The organism is Novosphingobium sp. HII-3 (assembly GCF_002916655.1).
GTDB lineage: Bacteria > Pseudomonadota > Alphaproteobacteria > Sphingomonadales > Sphingomonadaceae > Novosphingobium > Novosphingobium panipatense.
Genome location: NZ_PPSM01000014.1, coordinates 313480 through 338262, shown reverse-complemented (window position 1 = coordinate 338262; position 24783 = coordinate 313480). Strand labels below are relative to the sequence as shown.

Here is a 24783-nt window from a genome sequence, read left to right as displayed (position 1 = left end):
AAGCGCCATCGCCGCGTTGAGGCGCCCTAGATCGGAGCCGGCGCGGTGAGGGCGATCTCCGCGAAATAGCGCGCCATCCCCTGCACCGCCGTGTCGCTGAGGTCGATGAAGGCGCGGCGCCGGTCCGTGCCGTCGCTGATCCGCACGAAGATTCCTGCTTCGACCATCTGGCCGATCCAGCGCAGCGCCGTCGTGGCGGGGACGCCCGACGCGATGCACAGGGAGGTGACCGAGACGCGCTTGCCTTCGATTCGCGAGGCGGCAAGATCCAGCAGCATGTCCCAGGCGGGATCGGCGAACAGATCGCCATCGAAGAACCGTGCGCGCAGCTGCCGCTGGCGGATGATCCGCCGCACCAGCCGCGCATCGGGGATCTGGGGCTGGCCCCCAGACGCCGGCTGCACAGAAGGCGGCGATGCCGCAGGCGGCACAGGCGTGGCGCTGCGCGGATCCAGCCGGTCCATCCGGCCGGCGATCTGGCCAACCTGTTCGGTCAGGCGCAGCAGCATCAGCCGGTCATCGTCGGAGAGTTCGCGCAGACGGCCGGAAGGGAAACCGGCCAGCACCTGTCCAAGGGCGAGGACACGCTCCGCCCGGTCGGGGTCGACCAGCAGGACGGGAGCGGACTGGTCCATGCAGGCGAACACGTCCTCCAGCGCATCAACCTGCGTCGAGACGATGAGGCGCGCCCCGCCGCGCGCCGCGCGCATGTCCAGCCGGGCGAGCACGGCAAGCGTTGCCGCGTCGGCCTGCGGGCAGTCGATGAGAACGACATCGCCAAGGCCGGTCGATCCGCTTTCCCCAGCCTCGACAAGGTCGGACAGCGGGCTGGCGGCCAGCACGTTGAGGCCCGCCGCGCCGGCATCCTCCCGCATTACGGCGCGAAGGTGGGGACGATCCGCATAGATTGACAGCGCCACCCCGGCGCCGCCGCCGTTTGCGGGCGCTGACCCGCCGTAGACGAAGTCCGCCTGCTCTGTTTCCGCGCGCATCCGGTCCTTGCTCCCTCCCCGACAACAGGAACGGAATCGGAACAAACGCCCCCCAGGTCAAGGTGGACGGCTGTTAAATTGCTGCAATCCCGCTCCAGCCCGACAGTTCGCGCCGTACCAGCGTTTCCAGCATGGCCATGCCCGGCGCCCGGTCGTTGAGACAGGCGAGCACGGCCAGACGCTCCCCGCCCGCCTCCTCGAAGACTTCGCGCCCACGGATCGCCAGTTCCTCCAGCGTCTCCACGCAATCGGCGGAAAAGCCGGGTGCGGCGATGGCGATGCGGCGTGTGCCCGCCTTCGCTTCCGCGTCGAGCACCGTTTCGGTGGCAGGCTCCAGCCACTTGGCGCGGCCGAAGCGGGACTGGAAACTGGTTTCCACACGCAGGCCCGGCAGGCGCTGCGCCAGCCGTTCAGCCAGCAGGCTGGAAGTCCTGCGGCAGTGGCAGTGGTAGGGATCGCCAAGGTGCAGCGTCCGCTCAGGCATGCCGTGGTACGACAGCAGCAGCATTTCCGGCTCGAAATCCAGCGCGCCGATCTGCGCCGTCACATCGGCTTCCAGCGCGGAGATGTAGGCCTCGTCATCGTGGTAGGGCGGCAGGGTGCGCACGGCGGGCTGCCAGCGCATCGTACCCAGCGCCTGCCCCAGCTTGTCCACGACCGACGCCGTGGTCGCGCCGGAATACTGCGGATAGAGCGGCGCCACCAGGATGCGGTCGCACCCGGCGTCCTTCAGCGCCTGCAGCCGCGAGGCGATGGAGGGATTGCCGTAGCGCATCGCCCAGTCGACCCGCGCAGCGTCCCCCAGCCGCTCTTGCAGCGCGCGCGCCTGGCCTGCCGTTATCGCGGCCAGAGGCGAACCGTCCCGGGTCCAGACCTGCTGATAGGCGTGGGCGGACTTCGCCGGACGCGTGCGCAGGATGATGCCGTGCAGGATCGGTTTCCAGGCGATGGCCGGGATCTCCACCACGCGCGGATCGGACAGGAACTCCGCAAGGTAGCGGCGCACCGCATCGGGCGTGGGCGCGTCGGGCGTTCCCAGGTTGACCAGCAGGACACCGACCTGCCCGTGGGCGACTTCAGGATGACGTGGGGGCATTCAGACGTCCTCGGCAAAGAAGGGAAGGCGGCGCAGGCGAAGCCCGGTCGCGGAGAAAAGGGCATTGGCCAGTGCAGGCGCGATCGCCGCGACACCAAGCTCGCCCGGATCGGCGGGATCCTCGCGACTCTCGATGAACTCGACGTCCATGGCCGGGCAATCGGCAAGAGTCGGCAGGCCCATGCTCACCAGCCGCTCGGCATCGGGGCGCCCGCCCGCATAGCGCACTGAGCAGCCGAGCGCGAGGCCTAGGCCGAACACCAGCCCGCCTTCGATCTGCTGGCGGGCGATGTCGAGATTGACGATGCGGCCCAAGTCGGCAACCGCGCTGACCCGCTCCACGCGGACGCCTTCCGCATCGCGCCGGGCGCTGACAACAACGGCGATGCGGCCTTCGCCGATGCGGTGGCAGGCGATCCCCTGCCCGCTGGCATCGCCGCCCCCGCCCCACTGCGAAAGCGCCGCCACCCGCTGCAGGCACCCGGCCAGACGCGGATCGCCGCCCAGCATCGCCATGCGGTAGGACAGGGGTTCGCGGCCCGCCTTGTGCGCCAGTTCGTCCACGAAGCTTTCGTTGAAGAACGCCGTCCAGCCATGCGCGTTGCCGCGCATCCGGGCCGTTGGCAGCCCGATGCGGACCGGCACATGATCGATGGCGAGATTGGGAATGGCATAAGGCGGGACCGCGCCTTCCAACGCCATCGGATCGGCCTCATTCGCAGCGGCCTCGATAGCGTCGAACGGCGCGTCGTGGTGAAAGAAGCGGCGGCCGAACTCGCGCGCCGTCGCGGGCACGGTGATGCGGGCGCGCCAGCCGGCGACGCCGCCCTCCGTGTCGGGCCGTGCCGCCATGACCGCGATCACGGGCGCGCGGGGAAGCCCGGCGCGAAACTCCTCACGGCGGGACCAGGTGAGCTGGACCGGGCGATCCACGGCCCTGGCGATCCGCGCCGCCTCGACGGCGTGGCCGAACTCCAGCCGCCGGTCGAAGCTGCCGCCGATCCCCACGGGATAAAGCACGATGTCGCGCACGTTCAGGCCGAGGGCGCGCGCCACCGCCTGCCGGGTGGCTTCCGGCGCCTGCGTGCCGATCCAGAGTTCCAGCCGCCCGCCGCGGAACCACGCGGTTGCGGCTGTCGTCTCGATGGTGACGTGAAGCGCGGGCGCCACTTCGTAGCCCAGTTGCACGGGCAGCCCGCCCTTCACCAGCGAGAGATCGCCCGCGGAGTGGATGCGATGCGCGTCGGCCTTGTGCAGGGCCTCGTTCATCGCCGCTTCGACCGCGTCCGTTTCCACGCCTCCCGCCACCTTGAAGCCGGGCTCCATGCGGGTAAGCGCCTGTTCCGCCGTCCAGCCGTCGGTCGCCACGGCGGCGATCCACGCAGCCTCGCCTTCCTCGCTGCGGACGATGCGCAGGAAGCCGGGCATGCCCTTCACCGCCGCCTCGTCGGCATCGGAGACGAACGTCTTGCGCCCGATCGGGCCATGCCTGATCGCGGCGTAGACCATGCCCGGCAGGCGCACATCGGCGGCGAAGACGAACGATCCGTCCACCTTGGAGGGCAAGTCCAGCCGAGGGTAGGCAAGGGCCGCACCGGGAGGGAACTCCCCCGGCCGCTCGGCCATCGGCTCGGCGCGCAGCGGCGGGGTCGACGGCGGGGAAAGCGCCGCCGCTTCCTCGACAAGCGGACCGAACGGCAGCCGCTTCCCTTCGTGCCGGACGAAACCGCCCGTCACCTCGCACTCTTCCCAGGCGACGTCCCAGCGGGCAGCGGCGGCCTGTGCCAGCATCGCCCGCGCGCAGGCGGCGGCGGCGCGGGCGGCGCCTTCGTAAGCGGCGATCTCAGTGCCGTCGGCGGTGACGGTGAAGGCCTCTCCTTCCGCCCAGCGGCGGGTGACGAGGCTGGCAGGCGTTGCCGCAACAACCGGTGCGAGGGCAGGCAGCGGCATCCACAGCGGTGCCCATTTCGCGGCCAGCGCGAGGTTCGCGTAGTGGCCGCTGACCGGAGCGGGTTCGACAGCGACCTGCCGCCAGTCCGCGCCCAGTTCATGCGCGACGATCTGCGGGATGAGCGTCGTGACGCCCTGCCCCATCTCCACCTGCGGCACTGAGACGGTGACGACACCGTCCGTGCCGATCCGGATCCACGCGTCGAACGCGAATTCTCCGTTCCGCGCCGGCAGCGGCGGCGGGTAACTGCGCGGACGCAGCACGTAGCCGAGCGCAAGCCCGCCGCCCGCGAGCGCCCCCACAAGCACGCCGCGCCGGCTGAACGCCATCAGGCGGTCTCGTCCAGCCAGGCGGCCACCTGCCGGGCCAGTGCGGCGAAGGCGTCGGCCTGGGGGCCGATGCCGGCTGCGGTTGGGGTGCCGGCGTCTCCTTCGCGGCGGATGGCGATGTCGAGCGGTATGCGGCCAAGGAAGGGGACGCCCATGTCCGCCGCCGCGCTCTCCGCGCCGCCGCAGCCGAAGGGATCGCTTGTCTCCCCGCAATGAGGACAGGCGTAACCCGCCATGTTCTCCACCACGCCAAGCACCGGCACCCCGCCCTTGGCGAACAGCTCCACCGCGCGGGCGGCGTCGATCAGGGCGAGGTCCTGTGGTGTCGAGACGATCACCGCGCCTGCGGGCTTGCAGCGCTGCAGCATGGTGAGCTGCACGTCGCCGGTGCCGGGCGGCAGGTCGATCACGAGCACCTCGGCGCCATCCCAGTGCGCGTCGACGAGCTGCAGGAGAGCGCCGGAGATCTTCGGGCCGCGCCACGCAATCGCCTGCCCCGCGGCCGAGAGGTGCGCCATCGAGAGTGCGGGCACGCCCCAGGCGCTTTCGACTGGCACAAGCTTCCCGTCATGAGCCGTGGCACGTTGCCCCTCGGTGCCGAGGAGGCGTGCCTGCGAGGGTCCATAGATGTCCGCGTCCACCAGCCCGACGCGCCGTCCCATGCGGGCCAGCGCCACCGCCAGGTTTGCCGAGAGGGTGGACTTGCCGACGCCGCCCTTGCCCGACCCGACCGCAAGGATGCGCGGCCCCGTGGGCACCGGAGCGGCAGCAGCGGCCTTGTCCGCCGTCATCGCGATCCGCACCTCTTCGACCGCCCCGGCAAGGGCCAGGCGGACCGTACGCTCAAGCTGGGCGCGCGCGGCGGCATCAAGGCCGCCTGCATCGAGAACAAGCGTTGCGCGGCCTTGTGCCAGCTGCAGCGATTGCAGGCGGACGGCCGCATCTTCCGGCAACAACGCCTTGATCTCGCTGTCGTCCCTGCCCCCTTGCGCAACGCCACTCACACTTGTCTCCGCCAGATTGCCGGGGCGCGTCGGTCTGTTTCCGGCGCACCGCCTTTCGCTGCCGGTGCCCCGGCCGATGCCGCTCAGGTGGAGTAGCAGGGCAAAAAGGGCAAGAGAGGCACTGTTATTTGGCCGAGGGGTTCCTATAGATAGCCCCATGAAAGCTATCGGTGGTGCAGACACGCCCGGCGGCGTGCCGGGGGACGGATCAGGGATTTCCGCTATGGCAGGTCGTAACAGCCCCTGGGGCGGCGGCAATGACGGCGGTGATGACGGGGCCGGAGGCGATGCCACGCCCGCAGGTGGTCCGGCGGAAGAGCCGAAGGGCGAAGCGCCGGAGCGCAAGGGCCCCCGCAACCCTTGGCTCCCCAGCGGCGACGGCACTCCGCCCCGCCGCTCGGCCAGCATAGAGGACATCTTCCGCAGCCGTGAGCAGCGTCGCCCCGGCGGCGGCGGCGGCCCGCGTGGTCCCTCCGGCGGTTTCCCCAACCTTCCGCGCCGTCCGGACGGCAAGTCCTGGCTGCCGCTCGCCATCGGTGCTGCGGCGGTGGTGCTGATCGGTATGTCGAGCCTGCACATGCTCGGCCCCAAGGAGCAGGGCGTCGTCACCACGCTCGGCCAGTATTCGCACACGATCGATTCGGGCGTCAGCCTCACCCTGCCCTGGCCGATCCAGCAGGTTCGCGTCGTCGACGTGCGCTCGTTCACGGTGGACATGATCCCCGACAACGAGAACGAAAAGCTCATGCTCACCAGCGACAAGAGCCTGGTCGATCTCAGCTATCTCGTGCGCTGGAACGTAAAGGACCTGAAGAACTACACCTTCCGCCTTGCCGATCCGCGCGAAACGGTGCGCGAAGTGGCCGAAGCCGCGATGCGCGCCTCGATCGCGCAGGTCACGCTGGGCCAGGCGCTTTCGGGTGCCGGCCGCGCACAGGTCGAGCAGGACGTGCGCGAACGCATGCAGCGCATCCTCGACTTCTACCAGTCGGGCATTTCAATCCAGGGCGTCGAGATCAAGAAGGCCGACCCGCCATCCAAGACCAAGGCCGCGTTCGACAACGTCAACGTCGCCCAGCAGGAAGCCGAGCGCGACCGTTCGGAAGCCCGTGCCTGGGCCCAGCAGGTGATCGCCCGCGCACAGGGCGACGCCAGCGCCTTCGACAAGGTCTATGAAGAATACAAGCTCGCCCCAGAGGTGACCAAGCGCCGCATGTACTACGAGACGATGGAGCGCGTCCTGCGCGACAACGACACGGTCGTCGCCGAAAAGGGCGCGACCACTGTCCTGCCCCTGCCCGAGATGAAGCGCCGCGCGGTTCCCGTGCCCGATCCCGCGGTCAGCGCGCCGACTGATGCGGGAGGCCAGTGATGAGCCTTTTCCAGCGCCACAAGACCGCATGGATCGTGGGCGGCATCGCGGTCGTTGCCGCCATGCTCAGCACGATCGTCGTACCCGAGGACGAGCAGGCCGTGATCGTGCAGACCGGTCGTCCGGTCCGCGTCTACAACCCGTTCATCGCCAACGCCGCATTCGGCCAGACGGGCGCGGGCGTTCACTTCCGCATCCCGCTGGTCGAGCAGGTCATCCGCATCGACAAGCGGCTGCTCTCGGTCGACATGCAGCAGCAGCAGGTGCTCTCCACCGACCAGCAGCGCCTGAACGTGGACGCCTACGCCCGCTACCGCATCGTCGATCCGGTGCGCATGGTGCGCAGCGCCGGTACGAGCGAGCGCGTGACGCAGCAGCTTGAGCCGATCCTTTCCTCCGTCGTGCGGCAGGAACTGGGCAAGCGCACGTTCCAGTCGCTCCTCACCGCCGAACGCGGACAGGCGATGGAGAACATCCGCAAGCTGCTCGACGCCGAGGCGCGCGAATATGGCGCGCAGGTCGTGGACGTACGCATCAAGCGCGCGGATCTTCCCGAAGGTGCCCTCGCGGCCGCCTTCGTCCGCATGGAAGCGGGCCGACAGGAAGAGGCCAAGACGATCGCCGCCCAGGGCCAGCGCGACGCCCAGATCATCCGCGCCGAGGCCGAAGCCCAGGCCGCGGGCATCTACGCCGCCAGCTTCGGAAAGGACGCGCAGTTCTACGACTTCTACCGCGCGATGCAGAGCTACTCGGTGTCGTTCGCCAAGGACCAGGCGGGCGGCAAGACGATCCTGCTCTCGCCTGACAACGCCTATCTGAATCATTTCAGGGAGCCCTGAGCGGTTTCGGCCGTTCCTGCGGCAACCCCGAGTACGTGGATTTCCGGCACCATTCAAACCCGGTTAAGCTCCCCGGTCGTCAATCGGACCGGATATCAGGGCAAAGCCGGTCGAATGACCGCCGAGATGGAGGAATCAAAGGACGTGAAGCCCGTGCGATACGCTTATGGACTGACCACAGCGCTCCTCATCGGAGGAGCGACCGCATCGCTCGTCACAGGCTACCCAGCCGGGGCGCAGGTGGCCCAGAACGAGGGCAGCGAAATTTCGCGGATGGTGCCGCGCGCCGGCGCCCCGGCGAGCTTCGCCGATCTCACCGCGCAGCTTCAGCCGGCCGTCGTGAACATCTCGACGCGGCAGAAGGTGCAGGTCCAGGGCGGCGCCAATCCCTTCGCGGGTACGCCGTTTGAGGGCCTGTTCGGCGGTCGCGGCGGCGGCACCCCGCAGACCCGCGAAGCCCAGTCGCTGGGTTCGGGCTTCATCGTCTCGGCGGACGGCTACGTGGTCACGAACAACCACGTCATCACGGCCGAAGGCAAGGGACAGGTGGAATCGATCACCGTCACCATGCCCGACGGCACCGAATACCCCGCCAAGCTGGTCGGCAAGGATGCGGCTTCGGACCTTGCCGTGCTCAAGATCGATGCGGGCAAGAGCCTGCCCTTCGTGAAGTTCGGTGACAGCCGCAAGGCGCGTGTCGGCGACTGGGTGATCGCCATCGGCAATCCCTTCGGCCTTGGCGGCACGGTGACATCGGGTATCATCTCGTCGGTCTACCGCAGCACGCAGAGCGGCGGCGCCTACGACCGCTATCTCCAGACGGACGCCGCGATCAACCGGGGCAACTCGGGCGGTCCGATGTTCGACATGAACGGCCAGGTCATCGGCATCAACAACGCCATCTTCTCGCCTACCGGCGGCAGCGTGGGCATCGGCTTCGCCATCCCGGCGGAGACTGCGGCACCGCTGGTCCAGAAGCTCATCAGGGGCGAGGCGATCGAGCGCGGCTATCTGGGTGTGCGCATCCAGCCGGTGACTGAGGACATCGCCGATTCGCTGGGGATCGAGCACAACAAGGGCGAGTTCATCCAGCTGGTCGAGCCGGACGGTCCGGCCGCGCGCGCGGGCCTGAAGGCCGGCGACGTGGTGGTGAAGGTCGACAACAAGGAAGTGACCCGCGACCAGACGCTGTCCTACATCGTCGCCAACATCGCGCCGGGCGCCCGCATCCCGGTCGAGGTGATCCGCAACGGCAAGCGCCAGACCCTGTCGGCCACGGTGGCGAAGCGCCCGAGCGAAGAGGACCTGTCGCCCTCATTCGACACCAACCCGGAGCAGGACGGCGATGCCTTCAACAATCCGCCGCAGCAGCAGGAGAACGGCGTCGTCGAGAAGTCGCTTGGCCTCACCGTCACCCCACTGACGCCGCAGATCGCCCGCCAGCTCGGCGCGGCGGAGGGCACCAGGGGCGTGGTCATCGTGGCGGTGGATCCGAACTCCGATGCGGGCCAGAAGGGCCTGCAGCGCGGCTTCATCATCCTTCAGGCGGGCGGCCGCCCCGTGACGACGCAGGCCGAACTGGCGGCCGCCATCGGTGCCGCCAAGGCCGAGGGGCGCACGGCTCTCCTCGTCCGTGTGCAGCCGCGCGGGCAGCAGGCGACTTTCGTTCCCCTGCGCCTTCGCTGATACGCAGAAAGCCGCGTGTGACGACGCCCGCCGGAGCAATCCGGCGGGCGTCTTCGTTTCGCGCGCTCGCCGCCCGAACCCTCCAGCTTGACAGTTATAACCATTTAGGTTAGTCATGCTGCCATCCTTCTTACCTGCGGCCGCAGGTGAGACGGTGTTTCGGGTCGGCGTCGTGGGCAGCACGCGAGCGTACAAGCCGTGGTCCACGCCCACAGCGTCCTCCCGGAGCGGTTCACAGGAAAGGCGCCTTGCCGTCTTCTCCCACCAAACCCCGTGCAATCGGCGCGTCGCCTGCGAGGCGGCGGCTTCCCACGGGGAGGACCGGCACTCGCGTCCTGCGAGCCCGCGCCGCCGGTCCGGGCCGCTCCGTTCCAGGGCCGAACCGGGCTGTGCTGACTCTCCCCGGTCGTTCGCACGCGAAGGTCTCCCTCCTCGCGTTCCAGCAGGGACGCCCCGACGCCGACCCGATGTTCTCCGGTCCTGCGCGGTCCTCCTTCCGGCGTTACCCCGCACTCGCCAGCGGGCGATAAACTGCGCCCTCCTCCCTCCCTGGGACGGGGGCGTTATGGTATGACCGGAATGCGTGTGGGCGTCGGCGTGGGCCGCGGGACCGGCACTATGCGCGGCTGCGGCGGTCGTCCCGGCGGATAGGGGCCCGCGCCCTGCCCCGGACGCAATCCCGTATCCTCGCTTCCCCGACCGGTCGCACGGTCCAGCAGCTCGCTGCCGGCAGCGGGCGGTGGGCCTTGGGGCCCGTAGTCCGGCGGTACCGGCCCGTCAGGCCCGAACTCGTCACCGAAGGGGACCTGATCGGGGCCGCCGCCGTCGGGACGGACCAGATTGCCGTTCTCGTCGGTGTAGTAGTAATCCTCGGGACTGCCCTGCATCGCCTCGTCATCCGGCTCCAACTGCCATTCGGGAAGCTTGAGCTGGGTGTCGAACTGTTCGACGGGGCGCTTGGCGACCGCGACCTTCATGAAATCCGCGAAGGCGCGGGCCGGGGCATGACCGCCCGAGAGGCCGCCGACCCGCTTGGCGTCGTCGCGGCCCATCCACACCCCGGTGGTCACCCCGCTGGAGAAGCCCAGGAACCAGCCGTCCTTGTTGGAGCTGGTGGTGCCGGTCTTGCCCGCGACCGGGCGGCCGATCTGCGCGGCGCGGCCGGTGCCGGTGGCGACGGCCGTCTGCAGCAGGTCAGTGATGCCGGCAGCGACGTAGTGCGGCACGAGCACCTGCCCGCGCACGGACTTGTGTTCATAAAGCAGCTCTCCGGCGGTGGTGGTCACCTTCACGATGCCATAGGGCTCGACCGACGTGCCGCCGGCCGAAACGGCGGCGAAAGCGCGGGTCATGTCGATCACACGCACTTCCGACGTGCCCAGCACCATGGCGGGTTTGGTGTTGATAGCGGTCGTGATGCCGAAGCGGCGCGCCATGCTGGCCACGGTGCCGAAGCCCACTTCGTTGCCCAGCTGCGCCGCAACCGTGTTCTTGGAATAAGCGAAGGCGGTGCGCACGTCGATCGCGCCTGCAAAGTTGCGGCCGTCGTTCTGCGGGCTCCAGCCCTGGATCGTCACCGGCTCGTCAACGACGCGATCCTCGGGCGTGTACCCGGCTTCCAGCGCGGCGAGGTAGACGAACAGCTTCCACGCGGATCCGGGCTGGCGCAGCGCGCTGGTGGCGCGGTTGTAGTTCGAGTTCACGTAATCGGTGCCGCCCACCATCGCCAGGACCGCGCCGTCGCGGTCAAGGCTGACGAGCGCGCCCTGAGCGCCGCCGGGCACGTTGCGGGCAACGGCCTTGGTCGCCGCGTCCTGCATGGCAGGGTCCAGCGTCGTCCAGACCTCGATCGGCTCGTTGTTCTCGGGCAGCAGCAGGTCGAGCTGCGGCAGCGCCCAGTCCGTGAAGTAGCGGACCGAGTTCTGGCCCTTCTCGCGCACGATCGCGACATCGGAGAAGTCGATCGATTCGGCCTCGCTGCTGCTGATCACGCCTTCGCGGGCCATCAGCTTGAGCACGACACGGCCACGCCCCTTGGCGGCGTCGATGTCCGCCGTGGGCGAATAGTTGGAAGGCGCCTTCACGAGACCCGCGATGATGGCGGACTCCGCCGTCGAAAGCTCAGTCGCGGGGTGGCCGAAGAACTTGCGGCTCGCGGCGTCGATGCCGTAGGCGCCGCCGCCGAAATAGACCTTGTTGAGGTACAGTTCGAGGATCTGGTCCTTGGTGAACTTGCGCTCCAGCGCCAGGGCCAGCACCATCTCGCGCGCCTTGCGGGTCCACGACCGCGTGTTGGTGAGGAAGATGTTGCGCGCCAGCTGCTGCGTCAGCGTGGAGGTTGCCTTGGCGCGGCTGTCCGTTGAGAAGGACACGTAGACGGCGCGGGCGAGGCCAACGGGGTCGATGCCCGGATGGCTGCGGAAGCGCCGATCCTCGACCGAGACGATCGCATCGCGCATGATGACGGGGATTTCGTCGTAAGGCAGCCACTTGCCGTAGCTTGGCCCCAGCGAGACGAGTTCACGTCCGTCGCGCGCGCGGACCACGATCATCTGGCCGTTCTGGCTGCTCTTCAGCGCGCCGTAGTCCGGCAACTCGCGCATCGTGAAGAATACGGCCGTTGCCAGGAAGATGGCGCCCAACAGCGCCAGCGAGCCGCCCCAGACGATGACGCCGCGTACCACGCGGCGCCAGAGGGGCTTGCTGGGGGTCTTGGACGATGAGCCGCGGGGCGCGCGGCTGCGGCCGGAATTGTTGGCCATTGGTAGAATGCAAACCCCAATGAGGACGGAAGTGTCGGGTTGCTCCTACACTTTGCACGCCGATTTGTAACCCGGAGTGAATGCCCCCGGGTTCGCGGCGATCACTCCTTCGGCTGGAAGTCCAGCGAGGCGCTGTTGATGCAGTAGCGCAGGCCGGTCGGCCCCGGACCGTCGGGGAAGACATGGCCCAGGTGCCCTTCGCACCTCGCGCAGGTCACTTCGGTGCGGATCATGCCGTGCGAGGTGTCGCGGTGCTCCTCGACCGCCGCATCCGCCACCGGCGCGGTGTAGCTGGGCCAGCCGCAGCCGGAGCTGTACTTGGCGTCGGATTCGAAGAGCGGCGCGCCGCATCCGGCGCAGGTGTAGAGGCCTTCCTGCTTGTTCTTGTCGTACTTGCCGGTGAAGGCCCGCTCCGTCCCCGCCTGGCGCAGGACGTGGTACTGTTCGGGCGAAAGGCGTTCGCGCCACTCGGCATCCGTGAGATGGATCTTGTCGGTCATCGGGGAAACTCTCCTTCGAGGTCCCAATATGGGAAGACAGGAGCGTCGATACCAGACCGCCCGCCCCGGATCGATCGCCCGATCGGTCGACGCTATGGTGTTGAACCGCCTTTTCTGCGATGGCGCCTGCCTTATGTCCCAGACCACTCCTACCGCGCCCAGTGTCGTCGACCTTGCCGAAGCGCTGATGGCCTGTCCCAGCGTCACCCCCGCGACAGGCCCGGTGTTCGATTGCCTGGAAGGCCAGCTCGCACCTCTCGGCTTCGAGGTGACGCGCTTCCTTGCGGGCGAAGCGCCGGACGGGCCGGTGGAGAACCTTTTCGCCATCCGCCGTGGTCCGGCGGGCTCACGCCACTTCGCCTTCGCCGGTCACCTCGACGTGGTACCGCCGGGCGAAGGGTGGACCAGCGCCCCCTTCCAGCCCGAACGCCGCGGCGTGGGCGAGAACGCGCTGCTTTACGGTCGCGGCGCGGTCGACATGAAAGGCTCGATCGCCGCCATGGTCGCCGCCGTGGCGCAAATTCCGGCCGAAGCGGGCACCGTCAGCTTCGTCATCACCGGCGACGAGGAAGGACCGGCCCTTCACGGCACCCTCGCGCTGATCGACCTGATGAAGCAGAAAGGCGACATCCCCGACCTCTGCCTCGTCGGGGAGCCGACCTCGGTGAACCGGCTGGGCGACATGATGAAGGTCGGCCGCCGCGGCTCGGTCAACATCTGGCTGGAGGTCGACGGCGTGCAGGGTCACGTCGCTTACCCCCACCTCGCGGACAACCCGATCACGCGACTTGTGGCGATGCTGGCCGAACTCGACGCGCTCGTCCTCGACGAGGGAACCGACTGGTTCCAGGCCAGCAACCTGGAAGTGACCGACGTTTCCTGCGGCAATCCCGCCACCAACGTCATTCCCGCCAGGGCCAGCGCCCGGATCTCGATTCGCTTCAACGATCTGCACACGGGGGATAGCCTTTCCCGGCGCGTGACGGACATCGCGCAGAAGCATGGCGGCAGCGCTCGTCCCATTGTTTCGGGCGAAGCCTTCCTCACCCAGCCTGGCGCGTTCTCGGCCATGCTGGCGGAGGCGATCCGCGCAGAGACGGGCGTGGACCCGGAATTGTCGACCAGCGGCGGCACGTCGGATGCCCGCTTCCTCAAGGACGTGTCGCCGGTCATCGAGTTCGGCCTGTGCAACGCCACGATGCACAAGCGCGACGAAGCCGTGGCGATCGCCGATCTGGACGCTCTTGCGCGCATCTACCGCCGCGTGACACTGGCTGCGCTCGCCGGCGGCTGAGATCGGACCGGCAGAAAACGGCAGTTCATCGCGGCCCGGTGCGGATCGGGCCGGCAAAACGCGTCCGGCGTCGTTGACCACCTGCGTCACGATGTTAGGTTCCGCGGCAATTTCATTACGAGGTGTGAATGGGCAGGCGGCTGACGCTCTTTATCATGGTGGGTATGGTGCTCGGCATCGTTGTGGGCTGGGCCTTCCATGCGCTCCTGCCCGAAGGCGATCCGCGCATCGCCCAGTGGGCGGATTACTTCAAGCTGCTGCCGGACGTCTTCCTGAAGCTCATCAAGATGATCCTCGCACCGCTCGTCTTTGCGACGATCGTGACGGGCATCGCCGGAATGGGAGACAGCACCGCGCTGGGGCGCATCGGCGGCAAGGCGCTCGCCTGGTTCATCACCGCCAGCCTGATCTCGCTCGGGCTCGGTCTCATCCTCGTGAACCTGTTCAAGCCGGGCATCGGAGTCGGCCTGGAGACGGCGACCGACATCGGTGACCTGCACACGGCCGAACTGACGCTCCGCCACTTCATCCTCGAGATCTTCCCGGCCAGCCCGTTCGAGGCAATGGCCGAGAACCACATCCTGCAGATCCTCGTCTTCTCGCTCTTCGTCGGCGTGGGCCTGACTGCCATCGGCGAGAAGGGCGCGCCTATCGTTCAGGGGGCCGAAGCCCTGGCCCAGCTGATGCTGCAAATCACCGGCTACGTCATGCGCTTTGCGCCCTTCGCGGTCTTCGGCGCCCTGGCCGGCGTGATCGCGACACGGGGTCTGGGGATCATCGTCACTTACGGCGTGCTGGTCGGCGAGTTCTACTTCGCGATGACCCTGCTGTGGGTGCTGCTGTTCTGCATCGGCGGGCTGTTCCTGGGCAAGCGCATCGTCACCCTGTTCCGCTACATCCGCGAACCGCTGCTCCTCAGCTTCTCGACCGCCTCCTCCGAGGCGAGCCTGCCCAAGCTGTTCGAGCAGCTTGACCGGTTCGGCGTCCCGCGTCGCATCTCGGGCTTCATCCTGCCGCTTGGCTACAGCTTCAATCTCGACGGCTCGATGATCTACATGAGCTTCGCGGCGATCTTCATCGCGCAGGCCTATGGCATCGACGTGCCGGTGATGACGCAGATCCTGATGCTGCTCACCCTGATGGTGAGTTCCAAGGGCATTGCCGGGGTTCCCCGCGCGAGCCTCGTGGTGATCGCCGCCACCCTCACTCAGTTCGGGCTGCCGGTCGAAGGCATCGCCCTCCTGCTGGGCGTCGACACTTTCCTCGACATGGGCCGCTCGGCCACCAACGTGGTGGGCAACGCGGTGGCAACCGCCGTCATTACCCGCAGCGAAGGCATGCTCCAGCCGCTGATGGATCCCGACGCGGACGTGCCCCATGCGCCCGCACACACGGTCGCCGCCGGCCGCCGGGGCCTCAATATCGATCCCGAGCAGTACGAACGCTGAGACCGCCCCGGATCTGGTCCGGGGCGTGAGCGGCGCCTTACTTCTCCAGCTTCACCGGCACGAACGGGCCCATGCCGCAGCCCCCCATGCGCTGCCACGAACCGCCGAACTGCTGCAGCGGGTAGATGATGTCCTGACGGCACAACTGCGTCAGCGAGGTCTCGTAGGTGAAGGTGTCGGCCGCCTTCAGCCCGTTGCAGGTGTTCGGCAGCGTCACCCGCCAGACCCGGCTCCCGGTCCCGCTGATGAAGTCAATCGTGCGGTCATCGCGGATCCGCGTGTTGCTGAACTGGTGAAGGGGAAGGCAGTCCTCGGCCGGTCCGAGGGCCTGCGCGGCCGGGCTAGGAGGAGGCGTGTCCCGGGGGCCCTCCGGCGTACAGGCGGCAAGGGCGGCTGCGCTTAGTGCCAGCATCACGGCGGCAGGCTGCTTCATGGTTCTCTCCTCTCGCTGCGCGAACGATCCGGCAGGCCGATTGGCTCCCGGAACGCCCGCCTTGTCAAGGAGACGAAGACCTCAGGCTGCAGCCTTCTTCGCGCCCTTGCTCAGGACCTTGTCCCGGAAGCCGCAGAGGTCCACCACCGGACAGCGCCAGCATTCCGGCGTCCGGGCCTTGCAGATGTAGCGCCCGTGCAGGATCAGCCAGTGATGGGCGCCCACCCGGAACGGCTGCGGCACCTTCTTCTCGAGCTGCTTCTCGACAGCGAGCGGCGTCTTGCCCTTCGCCAGCCCGGTCCGGTTTCCGACGCGGAAGATATGCGTATCGACCGCGAAGGTTTCCGCCCCGAAGGCGCAGTTCATCACGACGTTTGCCGTCTTGCGACCGACACCGGGAAGCTCGACCATGGCGTCCCTGTCAGCCGGAACCTCTCCGCCGTACCGGTCGACCAGTATTTGCGAGAGCGCGATGACGTTCTTCGCCTTGGTGTTGAACAGGCCGATCGTCTTGATGTGCTCCTTCAGCCCCTCCTCCCCAAGGGCGACCATCTCGGCCGGCGTGCGCACTTCGCGGAACAGCGCACGCGTCGCCTTGTTCACGCCCACGTCCGTTGCCTGCGCCGACAGCGTCACCGCGACCAGCAACTGGTAGGTGTTGCCGAATTCGAGCTCCGTTTCGGGCGCCGGGTTGGCTTCGGCAAGACGGCGAAAGAACTCGAAGATCTGGTCCTTTTTCAACGCCCCGCTCCTAGAGGCCAAGGACCTCGGGCATGGTGTAGCGGCCGGGCTGCTTTCCCATGAGCCACTGCGCGGCCCGGACGGCGCCCTTGGCGAAGATGCCCCGGTTCTCCGCCAGGTGCGAGAACGAGAGCCGCTCGTTGTCAGCCAGGAAATGAACGGTGTGATCGCCTGCCACCGAGCCGCCCCGCAGTGCCGCGAACCCGATCGTGCCCGCCTCCCGGCGACCGGTGATGCCGTCCCGCCCGCGAACCGCATGATCCGCCAGCGAAACCTCGCGCCCGTTCGCGGCCGCCTCGCCCAGCAGGAGTGCGGTGCCCGAAGGCGCGTCCACCTTCATGCGGTGATGCGTCTCCACGATCTCGATGTCCCAGTCGTCGCCAAGCCGCGCGGCCGCCTCGCGCACCAGATGCGCCAGCAGGGTGACGCCGAGCGAGGTGTTGCCGGTCTGCAGCACCGGGATCGTCTGAGCCGCGGTATCGATCAGCCAGTGGTGGCGCTCTTCAAGACCGGTGGTGCCGATGACGATGGGCAGGCCCGCCGCCATCGCGGCATCGAGGTTGCCCTCCAGCGCGGCGGGACTGGAAAAGTCGATCAGCACGTCGGCCGCCCGCGTGATGGAGGAGACGTCCTCCCCCTTGTCGACGCCGCCCGCGAACTGCTCGCCCGCCTCGCCGATGGCCGCGGCGATCGCCTGACCCATGCGCCCCTGACTGCCGATGATTCCAATCCGTGCCACGTTCACTTCTCCGTCGGCACCTCACGCTACCCTTGTTTCAGCAGCGCTCGTGCCTCAATCTTACCGCCGCGAATGGCGCACAATGGCCCTTGAAACAAGTTCGGGCTGAGGAGAAAGGCTAAGTCTTGGCTGCAATCCGCAACATCGTCATCCTCACCGGAGCCGGCGTTTCCGCCGAAAGCGGTATCGACACCTTCCGTGACGCCGGCGGCCTGTGGGAACAGCACCGGGTGGAAGACGTCGCCACGCCTGAAGCCTTCGTGCGCGATCCAGATCTCGTATTTCGCTTCTACGACATGCGCCGTGCGGCCATCCAGACCAAGGAGCCCAATGCCGCGCACGTCGCGCTGGCGAGGCTCGACCGCGAATGGCCGGGCGAGTTGCTCATCGTCACGCAGAACGTGGACGATCTTCACGAGCGCGCCGGGGCGAAGCGGGTGCTGCACATGCATGGCGAACATCTCAACGCCTGGTGCCTCGCCTGCGACGTGCGGTCGCGCTGGACCGGATCGCTGATCGACCGCCCGCCCTGCCCCCGCTGCGGAGAAAGAGCGCTGCGCCCTGACGTGGTGTGGTTCGGCGAGATGCCCTACCGGATGGACGAGATCTTCGCCGCGCTGCGCGAGGCGGACCTGTTCGTCTCGATCGGCACCTCGGGCGCGGTCTATCCCGCAGCCGGCTTTGTTCGCAACGCAAGGGAACTCGGCGCGCGGACGCTGGAACTCAACCTGGAACCCAGCCAGGGCACCGCATGGTTCGACGCCGCTCGCCATGGCCCCGCCACCCGCCTGGTGCCGGAGTGGGTCGAGGAGGTTCTCGCCGCCCCGCGCGGCTGATGCTGCCAGCCCGCCTATCGGAGCTTGCAACCCTTGCAGGCGGGATCCTTGGCGATCTTGAGGCTGCGCATCGAAGGCGCCATGCCGTCAATAAGGTGCAATGTACCGAACTGCGGCACGCCCAGCGCGGCATGGCCTTCCAGCAGCACGCGCATGGCGTGCATGGCTGCGAAAGTGCCGACCATGCCCACCATGGCGCCCAGCACTCCATCGGCCGCGCAGGTGTCGCAATCGGCAGCATCGAAGGCGTCGCCAACGAAACAGCGATAGCAGGGCTGGTCCGCCAGATGCCCGGCGAAGTTGGCGACCTGTCCCTGGAAGCGGCCGATTGCCGCCGTGGTCAGAGGGACACCCGTCGCTACGCAGGCATCGGACACGGCGAGCCGCGTCGCGAAGTTGTCACAGCCGTCGATTACGAGATCGGCAGCGCCGACAAGGTCCGTCGCGTTGACCGTATCCACTCTTGCCCGGACGGCCTCGACCTTGAGTTCCGCATCGAAGCGTCTCACCCAGTCGGCCGCCGCTTCCGCCTTGGATCGCCCGAGGTCCGAGGTGGCGAAGATGGTCTGGCGCTGGAGATTGCTGGCCTCGATCACGTCGTCGTCCACCAGGGTAAGCCGGCCGACACCGGCTGCGGCGAGGTACTGCAGCGCTGGGCTCCCGATCCCCCCGCAGCCGACGAGCACAACGTGAGCACGGCTCAAGGCGATCTGGCCGGCGCCGCCCACTTCGGGAAGGACGATGTGTCGCGCGAAGCGGTCAAGGCGGGCGGCAGTCAGGGTCATCGTGAACTCTCATCCTGTGAAGGCGCTTCCGGGAGGCGCTCGCGAACAAAGCCGTGCATCCCGAACCACCATTGGGTTGCGATCACCCCGCCCTTGGCGGGCTGCAGCATGCCCAGCATCATGACGATGGCCAGCGGCACGGCGATGGCAAGCATGGCGACAGGCCCCAACTCGTAATCGACAGCCAGCGCGATAATCAGAGGCGCCATGAAATGCCCGGTGACGATCATCGCGATATAGGCAGGGAAGTCGTCCGCCCGTTGCGGGAGAAGATCCAGTGCGCAGGCGGAGCATTGCGTCTGCGGCTTCAGCCACTTGCGGAACAGCCGCCCCTCACCACAGCGGGGGCAGCGACCGCGGATACCGCGAAGCGCGGCTTGTGAAAAGGAGGCAGGGTTCATCGTCCCGCGGTTACAGGAAGGACGAGGCCCGGTGAAGCCGCAAACCATCGCCGCCACGCGCTCCCTGCGCCACGACATGAGGTCCGCTCAGGCGAGAAGACAGACAGGGGCCGAGCGCATGCCCGACCCCTGTTGATAATCTCGTGGAAAGCCTGCCGATCAACCGGCAGAACAGGGGAAAACGCGATCAGCTCTCCAGCTGGCGCAGGAGCGAACGGACGTCCCCGTCCATATCCGCATCGCGCGTACGCAGTTCCTCGATGAGGCGGACGGCGTGGATGACGGTGGAGTGATCCCGGCCGCCGAACTTGCGGCCGATCTCGGGGTAGGAACGCGGCGTCAGCACCTTGGCGAGATACATCGCGACCTGTCGGGGACGAACCACGGCGCGAGCGCGCCGCTTCGAACTCATCTCCGTACGATCGATACGGTAGAACTGGCAGACGGTGCGCTGGATTTCGTCGATCGTGATACGGCGGCGGTTCGCGGACAGGATATCGGTCAGCTGCTCTTCGGCGAGCTGGAGCGACACGGCCTGACCGGTCAGCTGCGCATAGGCGATCAGCTTGTTGAGGCCGCCGACCAGTTCGCGAACATTGCGGTTGATCGTGCGCGCCAGGAATTCGATCACATCGGCCGGCACCTCGATGGAGGCGAAGCGCTGCAGGCGGTTCTCAAGGATCGAACGGCGCAGTTCGATGTCAGCCGGCTGGATGTCGGCGACGAGGCCCATCGACAGGCGCGAGAGCAGGCGCGGCTCGACGCCGTCGAGTGCCTGGGGCGCACGGTCGGCGGCGAACACCAGTCGCTTGCCTTCCTGCAAGAGGGCGTCGATCGTGTAGAGCAGCTCTTCCTGCGCGGAAGCCTTGCCGATGATGAACTGGATGTCGTCGACCAGAAGGAGGTCGAAGCCGCGCAGTCGCGCCTTGAACTCGATCATCTGGTTTTGGCGAAGGGCCTGCACGAACTCGACCATGAAACGCTCGGCCGAGCAGTAGAAGATCCGCGCATGCGGATGAGCGGCGAGATAGGCATGGCCGATCGCGTGAAGAAGGTGCGTCTTGCCCTGCCCGGTGGCCGCCTTGAGGTACAACGGCGAGAACTGCGGCGTCTCCGTCGCGGCCATGCGCTGCGCTGCATTGCACGCCAGCACGTTCGAGGCGCCGGTCACGAAGCTCGAGAAGGTCTGCGAGGCATCGATGCCGGCCGGGCCCTGCCCCAGCGAGGCGAACGATTCGCCGGCAAGCGCCACCGAAAGCGGATCCGCCACGCCAGCGGCCGAATCGTTGGCCGGGGCGCTCGCCGGGCGACCGCCGCTGCCAAGGCGCAGTTCGGGAAGCTGACGGCGACCCGGGTGGACAAGGATGCGCACGTGCCGCACGTCGGGACGCGCGATCTTCCAGGCGAGCGAGAGGCGATCCGCAAACCGGTCGTTCACCCAGTTCGCGGAGAACTCCGTCGGCAGGTAGAGGTCCAGCGTACCGGTTTCCTTGCACCAGTTGCCCGGCTGAATCGGCTTGATCCACTGGCTATGCGCCTGCTGGCCAAGATCCTTGCGGAGACCCTGACTGATGTCAGCCCAGTCCGCCGCCAGGTTTACGGCTTCCTGATCCTCTTCCATCGCCACTCGCACTGCCTTCGACTTCCTGTTCAAGTTCATACCTTCGGCCATGGGACTCACGGATGGGTGTCCTGCAGACGTGTTCGACATCGTTTTTGAACCCCCTAGTTCGCGTGATCCCCACCTGCTGCGACAAGCCGGGCGCCATTTTTACAGAGTAAAACTCTCCCAACCGCGAACACCTGCCCGCGGCCGTAGTTCTACTCTGAATCGCTGTTTGCCCGGCCAGTTCCGCAACGGCCGGGAACCCTTTTAGGAACCGCTTTGCACTGCAGGCAAGACGGCCCTCCTCAAATAAAAAAAATTATGAAGGTTGACTTGGCAGGAGTGGCGAAAAACCGTCGCTAAAGCGTAATAAGCCATATTTTCAAATGCTTACGCGATGCAGCAGTCCGAATCACAAGCTTTTCGGCGGTTTAACGCAGAGCACATTGCGCTGCAGCAAAAACGAGAACGGAGCCGGGGTCGCAGGACCCCGGCTCCGTTCTCGTTACGTCCTGAGACAGGTGTCTAGCAACCTGCCTCCAGATGCGAATCGCCTCTCGATCAGAGAGCGGCGACGCGCTTCGTCAGACGCGACAGCTTGCGCGAAGCGGTGTTCTTGTGAAGCACGCCACGAGCCACGCCACGAGCCAGTTCCGGCTGGGCTTCCTTCAGGGCAGCGGCAGCGGCAGTCTTGTCACCACCAGCCAGTGCGCTTTCAACCTTCTTGATGAAGGTGCGGATGCGGCTGACGCGGTTGGTATTGATCTCGGCGCGGCGCTCGTTGCGACGGATGCGCTTGCGGGCTTGCGGCGTATTGGCCATCGAATTTCCTCTGTCTGGGCGGCCAACACGTGACTGGGCGGCCCCATTGCCTAACGAATCTGCTGGCGAGCGGACTCGCCGGAAAGCGCGCCCCTTACAGTTGAAGCACGATTGCGTCAAGCCGAGGGGGCCTGCGCAAACGGCTCATTTCTGGCACTTGCGGCACCAGAACGTGCTCCGCCCACCCTGCACGAACCGCAGGACAGGCGCTCCGCAGGAACAGGCATCGCCTTCGCGACCGTAGACCCGCCACGAAGCCGCGAAGTACCCCAGTTCCCCGTTTGGCTGGGCGTAGTCCTTGATGGTCGAGCCGCCTGCCGCGATCGATTCGGCAAGTACCTCCCTTATCGCCGGCACGAGCCGCTCGAGCGCCGGCCGGCTCACGCGGCCGCCCGGTTTGTCGGGACGGATGCCGGAGCGGAACAGCGCCTCGCAGACGTAGATGTTGCCGAGGCCCGCCACGATGGCCTGATCCAGCAGAAGCTGCTTCACCGGTGCGGTCCGCCCCGCAAAGGCGCTGCGCAGGTGCGCGGCGGTTAGTGCGTCCCCAAGCGGCTCCGGCCCCAGCGCCGCGAAAGGCCCCCACGCATGAAGCCCCGGGGTGGAGACGAGATCGACAGAACCGAACCTGCGGGCATCGTTGAGGGCCAGAACATGACCGGAGCCTGTCTCCAGCACGAGATGGTCATGCCTGTCGGGCGCTTCGGGTTCGATCCTCCAGCGCCCGGACATTCCGAGATGAAAGACCATGGTCTGCTCACGATCGGTGTGGATGAGGCCGTACTTTGCCCGGCGCCCGAGCGTGGTGACGCGAGCCCCGGTTAACGACTGGACGAGGTCGGACGGGAATGGCCGCCGCAAGTCCAGCCGGTTGAGCGAGACACGGGCGATGCGCTCTCCCTCCAGGAAGCGGGCGAGACCGCGCACGGTCGTTTCGACTTCGGGTAATTCTGGCATGAGGGCCTCAGATAGGTACGGGCGCGCTCACGTCCAAGCGTCAGAGGAAATGCCCGGTACGGTCGCGCTTCGTCTCCAGATAGCGGGCGTTGTGCGGGTTAGGCGGCAACTGGTGCGGCACTCGCTCGACGACCTCGACGCCAACCTCCTGCAGGGCGGCAACCTTGGCCGGATTGTTCGTCATCAGCCGAATCGCGTGAACGCCGAGAAGTTCAAGCATACGCGCCGCGACCGGGAAGTCGCGCGCCTCCGTAGGAAGGCCGAGCCTGTTGTTCGCGTCGACCGTGTCGTAACCGAGGTCCTGCAGGCTATAGGCGCGCAGCTTGTTCACAAGGCCGATTCCGCGGCCTTCCTGACGAAGATACAGGAGCACGCCCCATCCGCCGTTCTCGGCTTCCTTCGCCATCGCGCGCAGGGCGGCTTTCAGCTGCGGCCCGCAATCGCACTTGAGACTGCCGAGGATGTCTCCCGTCAGGCACTCGGAATGGAGCCGCACCAGGGGCGCGCGCTCGCCGTCCTGAGAGCCGATCACCAGAGCCACATGCTCACGCAGATCATCGAGCGCCCGGAACGCCACGATCTCGGCGCTCTCGGTGGCCTCCACCGGAAGGTGAGCGCGCGAGGCGATTCGCAGGTGGCGCGTGTCCTTCCATTCCGCCAAGTCCTCGCTGGACACGGCCTGCGCTTCCCCTTCCGGCGCGGGTTCCAGCAGGTAGGCCGGGAGGATGCCCGCAAGCCGCGCCAGTTCCATCGCTGCGCACGCCGCGGCGCGATCAGGAATGGGCTCGGCCACAAAGGGGCCCTTCATCGGATACGCGAGGTCAAGGGCGGGATCGGCAACGGCACGGGCGGCTTCAAGATCGAACGGCTCCGCCGCGCGGATCAGGACGGGCGCTTCGGGAACCGCAGCCTCGCGCTGGTTGGCCAACCTCAGCGTCACCGCGCGCGCCGCGGATATGAGCATGCAGGGCGCGCTTACCCCCTCTGCGAACGCGGTTTCCGCCGGCAGCAGCCGCAAGCCGGCCACGTCCACCGGCCACCCGTGCCGCAGCGCATCGAGCGCCAGTGCCACCCGGCGCGGTCCCGGCCCCGGCAGGGCGGAGGCAGCGGTCTGGCTCAGAGCTCGAACTCCGTGATCAGCGGCACATGGTCGCTGGGCTGCTCCCACCGCCGCGTCTCTTCCACGAAACGGTGCGCGCGCGCCCGCCCGGCCAGTTCGGGCGATGCCCACATGTGGTCCAGACGTCGGCCCTGGTCCTTCTGCCGCCAATAGCTGCGGTACGACCACCAGGAGTAGTTCCGCTCCGGCGCCGGGATGAAGCGCCGGCCGAGATCCTCCCATCCGTGCGCATCCTGAAAACGCCTGAGCGTCTCCACCTCGACCGGTGTGTGACTCACGACCTTCAGCAGGGCCTTGTGGTCGTAGACGTCGCATTCCAGCGGTGCGATGTTGAAGTCGCCGACGATCAGCGTCGGGCGGTCAATCCGGTCGGCCCAGCGCGTCATGCGTTCGAGGAAGTCGAGCTTCTGGCCAAACTTGGGGTTCACCTCGCGATCGGCGACGTCCCCGCCGGCGGGGATGTAGACGTTCTCCACGATGAGCCCTTGGCCAGCGCCGAGGAGTTCGACCCCAATGTGCCGCGCCTCACCGTTGTCCTGCCAATCGTGCTTCGAGAAGTCCCGGAACGGCACTTTCGAAACGGTGGCGACGCCGTGATAGCCCTTCTGCCCATGAACCGCCCGGTGAGTGTAGCCGAGGCGCTCGAACATAGCATGCGGGAAGAGGTGCTCGGCAACCTTGATTTCCTGCAGACAGAGGACATCGGGCGCCTGTTCGGTCAGCAGCCGTTCGACCTGATCAATGCGCAGGCGAACGGAATTGATGTTCCAGGTGGCGATCTTCATGAGGCGGCTTTAGGCACCCGTGGAGGGAATTGCCAGAGGCTGTGCCGCCTATCCCGGACCCGACCGGAACGACAGCCGGCGAACCCCGAACGCAGAAAACCCCCGAGCCGGGGGCAGAGGCTCGAGGGTTCCTGTAAGCGTTCGTCACGCTAGTATCAGACCGACCACTCAGGAGGCGCGGGCAACAGGGGGGAAAACCCGCCTCAAGCCGTTCTGACCCTCCCTATGTAGGGTGCTTCGCCTTGCTGCCAAGTGAACAAGATTCAGAAAAGTGTCGCTATCTGT

The 24783-nt window shown here is 67.3% G+C and carries 22 protein-coding genes; 6 read left to right on the top strand and 16 right to left on the bottom strand.

Annotation, left to right across the window (positions count from 1 at the left end; all coding sequences use genetic code 11):
- Positions 1-26: 26 nt before the first annotated feature.
- The 4 genes from C2R25_RS05435 to C2R25_RS05420 form a co-directional block, all read right to left on the bottom strand.
- Positions 27-992 carry a MarR family transcriptional regulator gene (locus C2R25_RS05435; protein WP_103728194.1) on the bottom strand — a complete coding sequence of 322 codons (966 nt, stop codon included), beginning with the start codon at positions 990-992 and terminating at the stop codon, positions 27-29.
- A gap of 73 nt (positions 993-1065) precedes the next feature.
- On the bottom strand, positions 1066-2088 hold the full coding sequence (gene hemH / locus C2R25_RS05430; protein WP_103728193.1) for a ferrochelatase: 1023 nt from the start codon (positions 2086-2088) through the stop codon (positions 1066-1068).
- Positions 2089-4368 (bottom strand): molybdopterin cofactor-binding domain-containing protein, encoded by a 2280-nt coding sequence (locus C2R25_RS05425; protein WP_103728192.1) that lies wholly within the window; start codon positions 4366-4368, stop codon positions 2089-2091.
- Entirely contained in the window at positions 4368-5372 is a 1005-nt protein-coding gene (locus C2R25_RS05420) for an Mrp/NBP35 family ATP-binding protein (protein ID WP_103728191.1), read from the bottom strand. Before C2R25_RS05420 ends, C2R25_RS05425 begins: the two co-directional genes overlap by 1 nt.
- Positions 5373-5595: 223 nt before the next feature.
- On the opposite strand from C2R25_RS05420, the gene hflK reads away from it, so the two are divergent.
- The 3 genes from hflK (at position 5596) to C2R25_RS05405 (ending at position 9269) form a co-directional block, all read left to right on the top strand.
- Positions 5596-6744, top strand: coding sequence for a protease modulator HflK (hflK, locus tag C2R25_RS05415; RefSeq protein WP_103728190.1), 1149 nt, complete (start codon positions 5596-5598; stop codon positions 6742-6744).
- Positions 6744-7583: a protease modulator HflC gene (hflC, locus tag C2R25_RS05410; RefSeq protein ID WP_199183770.1), complete on the top strand. Its 840-nt coding sequence runs from the start codon at positions 6744-6746 to the stop codon at positions 7581-7583. The genes hflK and hflC overlap by 1 nt, the downstream gene beginning before the upstream one ends.
- A gap of 114 nt (positions 7584-7697) precedes the next feature.
- Entirely contained in the window at positions 7698-9269 is a 1572-nt protein-coding gene (locus C2R25_RS05405; protein ID WP_233203774.1) for a Do family serine endopeptidase, read from the top strand.
- A 563-nt stretch (positions 9270-9832) separates the two neighbouring features.
- Here the strand turns inward: C2R25_RS05405 and C2R25_RS05400 are convergent.
- Complete coding sequence (locus C2R25_RS05400) at positions 9833-12031, bottom strand: PBP1A family penicillin-binding protein (RefSeq protein WP_103728188.1); 2199 nt, start codon at positions 12029-12031, stop codon at positions 9833-9835.
- Between the two features lie 101 nt (positions 12032-12132).
- A complete protein-coding gene (msrB, locus tag C2R25_RS05395) occupies positions 12133-12531 on the bottom strand; it encodes a peptide-methionine (R)-S-oxide reductase MsrB (protein ID WP_103728187.1) in 399 nt (132 codons plus the stop codon).
- Between the two features lie 133 nt (positions 12532-12664).
- Between msrB and dapE the strand changes: the two genes are divergently transcribed.
- The gene (gene dapE, locus C2R25_RS05390; RefSeq protein WP_103728599.1) at positions 12665-13825 is read left to right on the top strand and encodes a succinyl-diaminopimelate desuccinylase; all 1161 of its coding nucleotides are present in this window, start codon (positions 12665-12667) and stop codon (positions 13823-13825) included.
- A gap of 128 nt (positions 13826-13953) precedes the next feature.
- On the top strand, positions 13954-15273 hold the full coding sequence (locus tag C2R25_RS05385) for a dicarboxylate/amino acid:cation symporter (RefSeq protein ID WP_103728186.1): 1320 nt from the start codon (positions 13954-13956) through the stop codon (positions 15271-15273).
- A 37-nt stretch (positions 15274-15310) separates the two neighbouring features.
- Here the strand turns inward: C2R25_RS05385 and C2R25_RS05380 are convergent, their stop codons facing one another.
- The 3 genes from C2R25_RS05380 to dapB form a co-directional block, all read right to left on the bottom strand.
- A complete protein-coding gene (locus C2R25_RS05380; RefSeq protein WP_103728185.1) occupies positions 15311-15706 on the bottom strand; it encodes a hypothetical protein in 396 nt (131 codons plus the stop codon).
- Positions 15707-15787: 81 nt separating this feature from the next.
- The gene (gene nth / locus C2R25_RS05375) at positions 15788-16447 is read right to left on the bottom strand and encodes an endonuclease III (RefSeq protein ID WP_103728184.1); all 660 of its coding nucleotides are present in this window, start codon (positions 16445-16447) and stop codon (positions 15788-15790) included.
- 10 nt (positions 16448-16457) lie between these two features.
- Positions 16458-17186, bottom strand: coding sequence for a 4-hydroxy-tetrahydrodipicolinate reductase (dapB, locus tag C2R25_RS05370; protein ID WP_103728598.1), 729 nt, complete (start codon positions 17184-17186; stop codon positions 16458-16460).
- Positions 17187-17311: 125 nt separating this feature from the next.
- On the opposite strand from dapB, the gene C2R25_RS05365 reads away from it, so the two are divergent.
- Entirely contained in the window at positions 17312-18022 is a 711-nt protein-coding gene (locus tag C2R25_RS05365; RefSeq protein WP_103728183.1) for an NAD-dependent deacylase, read from the top strand.
- A 14-nt stretch (positions 18023-18036) separates the two neighbouring features.
- Here C2R25_RS05365 and C2R25_RS05360 read toward each other — a convergent pair whose 3' ends face one another.
- From C2R25_RS05360 to xth, 7 genes are all read right to left on the bottom strand, one after another.
- Entirely contained in the window at positions 18037-18807 is a 771-nt protein-coding gene (locus C2R25_RS05360) for a HesA/MoeB/ThiF family protein (protein WP_199183769.1), read from the bottom strand.
- Complete coding sequence (locus tag C2R25_RS05355; protein ID WP_103728596.1) at positions 18804-19208, bottom strand: DUF983 domain-containing protein; 405 nt, start codon at positions 19206-19208, stop codon at positions 18804-18806. The genes C2R25_RS05360 and C2R25_RS05355 overlap by 4 nt, the downstream gene beginning before the upstream one ends.
- A 187-nt stretch (positions 19209-19395) precedes the next feature.
- The gene (gene dnaA / locus C2R25_RS05350) at positions 19396-20868 is read right to left on the bottom strand and encodes a chromosomal replication initiator protein DnaA (protein WP_369825691.1); all 1473 of its coding nucleotides are present in this window, start codon (positions 20866-20868) and stop codon (positions 19396-19398) included.
- A 507-nt stretch (positions 20869-21375) separates the two neighbouring features.
- Complete coding sequence (rpsT, locus tag C2R25_RS05345) at positions 21376-21636, bottom strand: 30S ribosomal protein S20 (RefSeq protein WP_103728182.1); 261 nt, start codon at positions 21634-21636, stop codon at positions 21376-21378.
- Positions 21637-21780: 144 nt separating this feature from the next.
- Positions 21781-22593: a bifunctional DNA-formamidopyrimidine glycosylase/DNA-(apurinic or apyrimidinic site) lyase gene (gene mutM / locus C2R25_RS05340; RefSeq protein WP_103728181.1), complete on the bottom strand. Its 813-nt coding sequence runs from the start codon at positions 22591-22593 to the stop codon at positions 21781-21783.
- Between the two features lie 40 nt (positions 22594-22633).
- Entirely contained in the window at positions 22634-23665 is a 1032-nt protein-coding gene (gene ribA, locus C2R25_RS05335) for a GTP cyclohydrolase II (RefSeq protein ID WP_233203773.1), read from the bottom strand.
- A 44-nt stretch (positions 23666-23709) separates the two neighbouring features.
- Positions 23710-24498, bottom strand: a complete 789-nt coding sequence (gene xth / locus C2R25_RS05330) for an exodeoxyribonuclease III (RefSeq protein WP_103728180.1) — start codon at positions 24496-24498, stop codon at positions 23710-23712.
- Positions 24499-24783: the final 285 nt, after the last annotated feature.

Coding starts and splice junctions, on each gene's coding strand:
- C2R25_RS05400 (WP_103728188.1), bottom strand. CDS start 12,031: ATGGCCAACAATTCCGGCCGCAGCCGCGCGCCCCGCGGCTCATCGTCC.
- C2R25_RS05380 (WP_103728185.1), bottom strand. CDS start 15,706: ATGAAGCAGCCTGCCGCCGTGATGCTGGCACTAAGCGCAGCCGCCCTT.
- hemH (WP_103728193.1), bottom strand. CDS start 2,088: ATGCCCCCACGTCATCCTGAAGTCGCCCACGGGCAGGTCGGTGTCCTG.
- dnaA (WP_369825691.1), bottom strand. CDS start 20,868: ATGAACTTGAACAGGAAGTCGAAGGCAGTGCGAGTGGCGATGGAAGAG.
- hflK (WP_103728190.1), top strand. CDS start 5,596: ATGGCAGGTCGTAACAGCCCCTGGGGCGGCGGCAATGACGGCGGTGAT.
- C2R25_RS05360 (WP_199183769.1), bottom strand. CDS start 18,807: ATGACCCTGACTGCCGCCCGCCTTGACCGCTTCGCGCGACACATCGTC.
- xth (WP_103728180.1), bottom strand. CDS start 24,498: ATGAAGATCGCCACCTGGAACATCAATTCCGTTCGCCTGCGCATTGAT.
- mutM (WP_103728181.1), bottom strand. CDS start 22,593: ATGCCAGAATTACCCGAAGTCGAAACGACCGTGCGCGGTCTCGCCCGC.
- hflC (WP_199183770.1), top strand. CDS start 6,744: ATGAGCCTTTTCCAGCGCCACAAGACCGCATGGATCGTGGGCGGCATC.
- C2R25_RS05435 (WP_103728194.1), bottom strand. CDS start 992: ATGCGCGCGGAAACAGAGCAGGCGGACTTCGTCTACGGCGGGTCAGCG.
- C2R25_RS05355 (WP_103728596.1), bottom strand. CDS start 19,208: ATGAACCCTGCCTCCTTTTCACAAGCCGCGCTTCGCGGTATCCGCGGT.
- C2R25_RS05405 (WP_233203774.1), top strand. CDS start 7,698: ATGACCGCCGAGATGGAGGAATCAAAGGACGTGAAGCCCGTGCGATAC.
- msrB (WP_103728187.1), bottom strand. CDS start 12,531: ATGACCGACAAGATCCATCTCACGGATGCCGAGTGGCGCGAACGCCTT.
- rpsT (WP_103728182.1), bottom strand. CDS start 21,636: ATGGCCAATACGCCGCAAGCCCGCAAGCGCATCCGTCGCAACGAGCGC.
- C2R25_RS05385 (WP_103728186.1), top strand. CDS start 13,954: ATGGGCAGGCGGCTGACGCTCTTTATCATGGTGGGTATGGTGCTCGGC.
- dapE (WP_103728599.1), top strand. CDS start 12,665: ATGTCCCAGACCACTCCTACCGCGCCCAGTGTCGTCGACCTTGCCGAA.
- C2R25_RS05425 (WP_103728192.1), bottom strand. CDS start 4,368: ATGGCGTTCAGCCGGCGCGGCGTGCTTGTGGGGGCGCTCGCGGGCGGC.